Genomic DNA, 6,185 nt, shown 5'->3' on the forward strand with positions numbered 1-6,185 from the left:
TTCCGCCGGGGTTCGGTGCCACGTACTGGACGCAAGATCTCGCTCCAACTGAGGCGGTCCTAAGGTCCGGTCAGCGGGGAAAGTCCCATAGTGGGAATGTGTGCCTATGCGTGAGTCCTTGGATTCCGCCGGGGTTCGGTGCCACGTACTGGACGCAAGATCTCGCTCCAACTGAGGCGGTCCTAAGGTCCGGTCAGCGGGGAAAGTCCCATAGTGGGAATGTGTGCCTATGCGTGGGTGTTTGGATCCCGACGGGTGCGGTGCCACGAACTGGACGCATGGTCGCGCTCCAAATGAGGCGGTCCTAAGGTCCGGTAAGCGGGAAAAGTCCCATAGTGGGAATGTGTGCCTATGCGTGGGTGTTTGGATCCCGACGGGTGCGGTGCCACGAACTGGACGCATGGTCGCGCTCCAAATGAGACGGCATCAAGATCCGGCCGGACCGTCTGTTAAGTTCCTATCAGGAAAAGTCCCATAACGAAATACGCATCTAGAGCTGGCTGGGAAGCCGTGTCGCGGTTGAATGTTCCTGGTGGATCGATTGAGAATCCCAATTAGGAAATATCATAACTGACACTGACTGATGTAGGCCTGGTCGGGTCATCTCGTAATGCGAAAAGAGGCTAAGCCTAAGAGTGTGGAATCGAATCTCGAATGTGTATATACGATCACCAGTTCTGATTGCATCCAAGCGACCAGGAGCTAAATGTTGGGGGTTACCCGATGGTTGATGTGAAGCATTTAATGTAATCAGCAGGTGGGGGTGCAACGCATGGAAGACTGAAATTCTGCCGTTTGATTCTCGGCTGCGCGATCCGTTTGATTTGACTGTTCGCAATTTGATAGCAGCTTCAGATTCCGCATTAGAGATCCAACGGTGGTAGCTTACAACGCTCGATGGTCCTGGTACGTTTTGATGTGGCTTAACCAGTCATTATTCCCATAGTGGGAATTGTTAGTAGTCGCTCATTAAATGATAGGGTGAAGGTCGAGCGGGACGCTACTAAAGAACATCCACTCTAATACTGTAGCTGACTTTGGGGTAAGGCAGGGGCTGTCGCTAACACGCAGTCATCCGCTTACGTTGAAGGTTCGGCGCGATTATCAGGAATTAAGTCGGATCCGATTTAATTTGCTGATGTAGTTGGGAGGGCACAAGCGGACGACAAACGATCGACTATCGGTCGGCAATCGTGATGACGGATTTCATGCTCATGAAGCTCCGAAACAAAGGAGCTACTTTAGGTCGACAATCAGACTACAAATGTCCAACTCTAAAATTCCCATAGTGGGAATTACGAAAGAGCGCACTCTTGTATGCCCGCCAAAAAAAAGCCCCGGAGGGCTTTCTGTAAGATTCTGGTTAAAGCTCGGGCTGCAGCTCAACGCAGTACCTTGCTCGTGTGACAGCGACGTAGAGTAGATTAAGTTCATCATCCAGATGTGTGGGGGAGGGTGGTCTGAAAGCGCTGGCCGATCGTGTTCGGAAATCATCTCTGACGATGACGTTGTTGAACTCTCGCCCCTTTGCCCTTATGCAGGTCATTAACTGAATTCGAGGATTACTCGGGGGGTGCCGATTCGAAAGTATCTTGTCCAGGTCGCGCTCCCTTTCCGAGTAATCTCTAGCTAGATCATAAATCAGACCAATCTCAGATAGTGGGTTGCTCGCGGCCCACTGCGCTAGATCGTCATGTGTTTTGAAGAAGGCATAAGCAGGATGCCTTGCGTCCTTTGACGAGTTCCTCATCAGGGCATACGTCGAATTGATTTTCTCCCGTATGTCACTTGTGTCTCCCGTAATAGCGTAGGACTCGCTCATATCCCCAAGAGCCAGGGCGTCACGGATAACACCCGTATTAGTGCGAAACAACCGGGTATGTGGTTCCTTTGCGGGCACCGGTCCTACGCGGCCTGCTTTACCGGCCATTCCACGTAGCGTGATTGGGGGAGGGGTGGACTTTTTCGAGAGAATTTCATTTGCGAGATTCGCTATTTGTGGGCCGAACCTGAATGAGAGGGTTAGTGGGTATTGCCGACCTGGAACCTTGAGCATTGCATCTTTTGATCCTCGAAACGAAAAGATTTGTTGCCCTGCGTCACCCACATAGCAGGCACGGCGTGCGAATGCGAGACAGGAAAGCATGACGTCTGTGGCGTCGTTTGCTTCGTCCATGTAGACCTGATCGAATGCAGATAGCCCATTACATCCGTCGAGTTGCCAGGCTTTAACATACACGTCATGGGGGAGGTTTAAACGGGTTTTGGCGCCAGGCCTCAAGGCATTGAAAAGAACCTGAGCATATTTTGCGGCAAGCTCAACCACGACAGGATCCTGAACCCAGGAAGGGATGTGATGACGGCTGATCTCGCGGTTGCTGCTGTAACAGTAATTTGAAAGCACACCAATGATCACCTTTGCAAAGTGAACGTGATCAATTGGTAGCTTTTTACTTTTTAAATCAAAGGCTTCAATGACATGCGCAGGGTAAATCTGACCGACGTTACGCCCATTGATGCTATTGCGTGCCCATTCAAATGCCAGGCTATTGAATGTTCGCACCGACGCAACGTCACCGAATGTAGCCTGTAGGTCTGTGACCAGGTTTTTACTGAATGCCAAAACAAGAAGCCGGCTTGCGCCGGCTTTACGGCAGTCTAAAGCTGCCCCTTTTAATGCGGTGGTTTTTCCACAACCTGCGCCAGCGGTTGATTTGATAACACCTCGCGGAGCGTCTAGGAGCTCCACTGCGGCCTTCCTAAATGCTGCCTGCTCCTCAGTTGGCGCATGCATGGATTTACAGCACCTTAGAAGGCACAGGCCGCGAACGGGAGTCTTTCAATAGTGCCTTAACAAGAGAGTCACCGCTTGTGTACTTGTCGAGCACACCTTGAAGCTGCGGATCGGTTAAGCCTTGGAGTTTTAGGCAAGCATCAAATTCCTTTTGCGTGATTCCCAATTCCTTCTGAATTTCTGAAGGGGAGTACCCCCAATTTCCCCACTGGGTAACTTTCCGGGATAGCTCGATCAACTCCGCAACAGACCGCTTAGAGACAGCTCGATCAGCGTGATCGCAATGGAAGCGGTCACGTACCTGGACACCATCGCATAGGGGGCAGCAATGTTTAGGACGATTAATGCTGACCACAAATTCAATGTGGCAGGTGCTGCAAGACCGCATGGTTACTTCTTTGGAGCGATAGTCACGGGCAATAACCCACGCGTCATCGATCTCAAGAACGTTTTCTAAGTCGAGTTGGCCATTACGGAGTGCCGCATGGCAGTCGTAGTACTGTGAGTGAGCAGCCATAACAGCTTCGACGTCGATCGTTGTTCTCGGCGATTTGGCTGTGATCAAGTAGGCCAGCATGAAAAGGCTTGCCTCTAGTGTTGCCTCCTTTTTGGCGAGGAGACTCTCTGCATTAGGAAGGGGGCCGGATTCGGAGGGACCAACAATGCCTTCACGCTTACGTAGGCTTGTGACCTGCTTACGAGTCATGCCAGTGTTGATTCGGATGATTGCGGAACGGAACCCTACGTGAACGAGGGTTTTGGCAAGTGATTCGTCCATTTCAATGCCCTTTCATAATGCTGCAGATTAATTTGTTATGTAGAGATACTTCGCTGGTGGACCTGAGCTCTCGAGTGAGAATCCACGCCTCATCAAGTGAAAGAGGGGAGGGGGCGTTAGCCCCAACACTGGCCATGTACTCGCGAAGATAAGCCTCATGCGCGTTAACCAGGGCATCAATGTCGATCTGTATTTGCCAGTCGACAGCCTTCGATGTGTAGAGCAGGAGCAAGGCTGCGCCATCTGCAGCCTTAGTTGCATCGCTCAGGATCTCTTCAAGGTTAGGAAGCGATCCAGCTGTGCTTACATCTCGGATAGAGCGTATTTTTTGCGTAACAGGCATCAGAACCTGGTCAGGAGTGAGACCCGTTTGAATACTTACCAACACTGAACTCATGCCGGCTTTGAGAAGGCGTATCGCTAGGTGTTGTTTATTCACTTCGGCGGCCTCCTGACAAAATCCGCATGACATTGGCAATCCGCACATTGCTATCCGGAAAACCGACCTGAATTTTGCTGAATGGGGTTCGCGCCGAGAAGGTTACGCGCCCTTGATCTGCAAGCAGCATCCTGTCCTTCATGGTGCTTTTCGTCAGCCAGTCGGCTTTATCCTCGCTGTTGATCCCCCAATTGATTCGAGCCACTCGGCCCCGCGTCTTTAGATCATCCGCGATGGCACCTAGGATTTGGCTGATCGCTGTTACAGCAGGGGAGGGAGTGCGGAATACCGGGGCTTGAGCGCCTAAATCGCCGACGTTTACAAACAAGATCGAAGTGGGTATCGCTGATATTTCAGAAAGGTCTGAATCGGTGGCATTGACGATCCACAAGCGGTCGACCGGAGATAGATCGAAGTAACGGCTAAACGCTGGGTCGTTGGTGACAGCCCATTCCTTGGCAAGACGTAGGGTGAGGTCAAGAGCAAATGCGTCCATCATTTGGCACCTTCTTGTTCCAGGACTATCAGGTTGCGCCACACAGCAATTACGCTGCGGCCATAGTCACGGGCGACGGTTTCCAAGTCTTTATTAGGTGTGTGGTACCGACCCAGTACGAGTGGCAGATCACCGTGGGCATCTTTCAGAAATTCGCAGAGAATTTCGGTGCCGACACGAACGTTAGTGCGCAGATCTAGAAGCTCACTCGGATCTGCCACACGATGACCATTCCATCGAAGACTGACCTGCATCGCACCGACGGCAACGGATCGAGTCTTAGTCAAAGCATTTGTCAGAAGCGTTGCAGCTTCAGTTTTGGATGCTGGATGGTAGGGTTTTTCAGAAATGTTCAGGGCGTAAGGGTTCGGAGTGACCATGTCCTTGGCGTATTTCTTTGATTCAACGATTGCAAACGCATAGAGGAGCTTAGGGTCAACCTTGCATTGACGGTTGGCCTCCTGCTCCCAAACGGTCCCTTTCAGACTGAAAGCCGCGGCGTGCTGACAAACAATCCCGGTAAGGACAGCTGTTATCAGCTTTTTGTTGAACCATTCCATCGCAATCTGACCCCGTCCGCTGTGTAAATGTGACGCTGTTCATGCGGCGCATTCTACTCGTGGTTCAGGATGTTTCAAGATGGTTCATCACGATCTGACCCTGATTTAGTGTAAATGACGTCAATTTTTCGGACGGACGGTAGGAAAAACCTTATATTTCAGGGGAACTACTAAGGTTTTCCCTAAAAAAGGTACGGTTTTTGGATCCATAGCCCTTAAAGGCCACTATTGTGACGTCAAAATGATATTACTTAATCTGACACTGACATCAGGTAAATCTACCCCGGCTGAGATGAGAATTTCTGTTTTGATCTGAACCTATGAATAGGTGTAAATTGACCCGCCTATAAATGATAAATTTCCCTTTTGCGTACGCTGATCTACACCTAATCCTACGAAGTCTTACATCGTCGGAAGTGACACCAGGGTCGCAATAGTCGAGGACCGCTCACAAATGCAGTATTCACCTGAAGCCGTAACTCATGAGGCTTTCGTTAGTCGAGTGCAGGAGCTGATGAAGAGGAAGGATCTTTCAGCGACGAAGCTGGCTCATTTTATTGAGGAGGCGGAATCGACGGTGAAAAATATGCTCTATAAGGGAACATCTTGCCCTAGAGAACGATTGATCGTTCTTGCCCGAGCATTAGAAACAACAGTCGAGTATCTCAGCACTGGATCCGACGTACCTGAAACCGGAGATGCTGTATCTTTATTGGTACAAACCCCGGAAAACTTAGCTTATACGTTGAATTTCATACCACATGCTCCCGCTGAAGGTGGTGTGGATCCGGTGATGAAGACGCTGCCTATTCCACTTCGATTATTGTCTGAGTACGGTCTGACACCTGACAGAACGAGAGCGGTATCGGTAAATACTGACGCCATGGCAGGAGTAGTTGGCAGGAATGATATTGTGCTTGTAGACATAACAAGAAATTCACTTGACGAAGGTGTTTTTCTTATTGCAATGCGTAATTCAGTACTTATTCGTCAGGTTTCTCCTGTAATCACAGGTTTTGCACTTACCTCTACCAATCCAAATATCATGGGCACAACAGTATCGGTTACGCCGGAAACAGGCGACCTTAAGAGTCCCGATACAATTGTTATTGGGAAAC

The 6,185-nt window shown here is 50.2% G+C and carries 6 protein-coding genes; 1 reads left to right on the forward strand and 5 read right to left on the reverse strand.

What is annotated here, in order from left to right:
- Positions 1 to 1,363: 1,363 nt before the first annotated feature.
- From FFS64_RS30900 to FFS64_RS30920, 5 genes are read right to left on the reverse strand one after another with little or no spacing between them, the layout of a single operon-like run.
- On the reverse strand, positions 1,364 to 2,794 hold the full coding sequence (locus FFS64_RS30900; RefSeq protein WP_057978504.1) for a 3'-5' exonuclease: 1,431 nt from the start codon (positions 2,792 to 2,794) through the stop codon (positions 1,364 to 1,366).
- A 4-nt stretch (positions 2,795 to 2,798) separates the two neighbouring features.
- On the reverse strand, positions 2,799 to 3,572 hold the full coding sequence (locus tag FFS64_RS30905; protein ID WP_057978502.1) for a FlhC family transcriptional regulator: 774 nt from the start codon (positions 3,570 to 3,572) through the stop codon (positions 2,799 to 2,801).
- Between the two features lies 1 nt (position 3,573).
- Positions 3,574 to 4,011 carry a hypothetical protein gene (locus FFS64_RS30910; RefSeq protein WP_057978500.1) on the reverse strand — a complete coding sequence of 146 codons (438 nt, stop codon included), beginning with the start codon at positions 4,009 to 4,011 and terminating at the stop codon, positions 3,574 to 3,576.
- Entirely contained in the window at positions 4,004 to 4,510 is a 507-nt protein-coding gene (locus FFS64_RS30915) for a hypothetical protein (protein ID WP_057978498.1), read from the reverse strand. The genes FFS64_RS30910 and FFS64_RS30915 overlap by 8 nt, the downstream gene beginning before the upstream one ends.
- On the reverse strand, positions 4,507 to 5,067 hold the full coding sequence (locus FFS64_RS30920; RefSeq protein ID WP_057978496.1) for a transglycosylase SLT domain-containing protein: 561 nt from the start codon (positions 5,065 to 5,067) through the stop codon (positions 4,507 to 4,509). The genes FFS64_RS30915 and FFS64_RS30920 overlap by 4 nt, the downstream gene beginning before the upstream one ends.
- Before the next feature lie 454 nt (positions 5,068 to 5,521).
- Here FFS64_RS30920 and FFS64_RS30925 point away from each other — a divergent pair.
- The coding region (locus FFS64_RS30925; RefSeq protein WP_218571106.1) for a hypothetical protein at positions 5,522 to 6,185 on the forward strand (664 nt) is incomplete at its 3' end.

Source organism: Pseudomonas sp. G(2018) (assembly GCF_005502415.1).
Taxonomy (GTDB): domain Bacteria; phylum Pseudomonadota; class Gammaproteobacteria; order Pseudomonadales; family Pseudomonadaceae; genus Aquipseudomonas.

Excerpts from the sequence above, each read along its gene's own strand:
- FFS64_RS30900 (WP_057978504.1), bottom strand. The coding sequence starts at position 2,794 with ATGCATGCGCCAACTGAGGAGCAGGCAGCATTTAGGAAGGCCGCAGTG.
- FFS64_RS30905 (WP_057978502.1), bottom strand. The coding sequence starts at position 3,572 with ATGGACGAATCACTTGCCAAAACCCTCGTTCACGTAGGGTTCCGTTCC.
- FFS64_RS30915 (WP_057978498.1), bottom strand. The coding sequence starts at position 4,510 with ATGATGGACGCATTTGCTCTTGACCTCACCCTACGTCTTGCCAAGGAA.
- FFS64_RS30920 (WP_057978496.1), bottom strand. The coding sequence starts at position 5,067 with ATGGAATGGTTCAACAAAAAGCTGATAACAGCTGTCCTTACCGGGATT.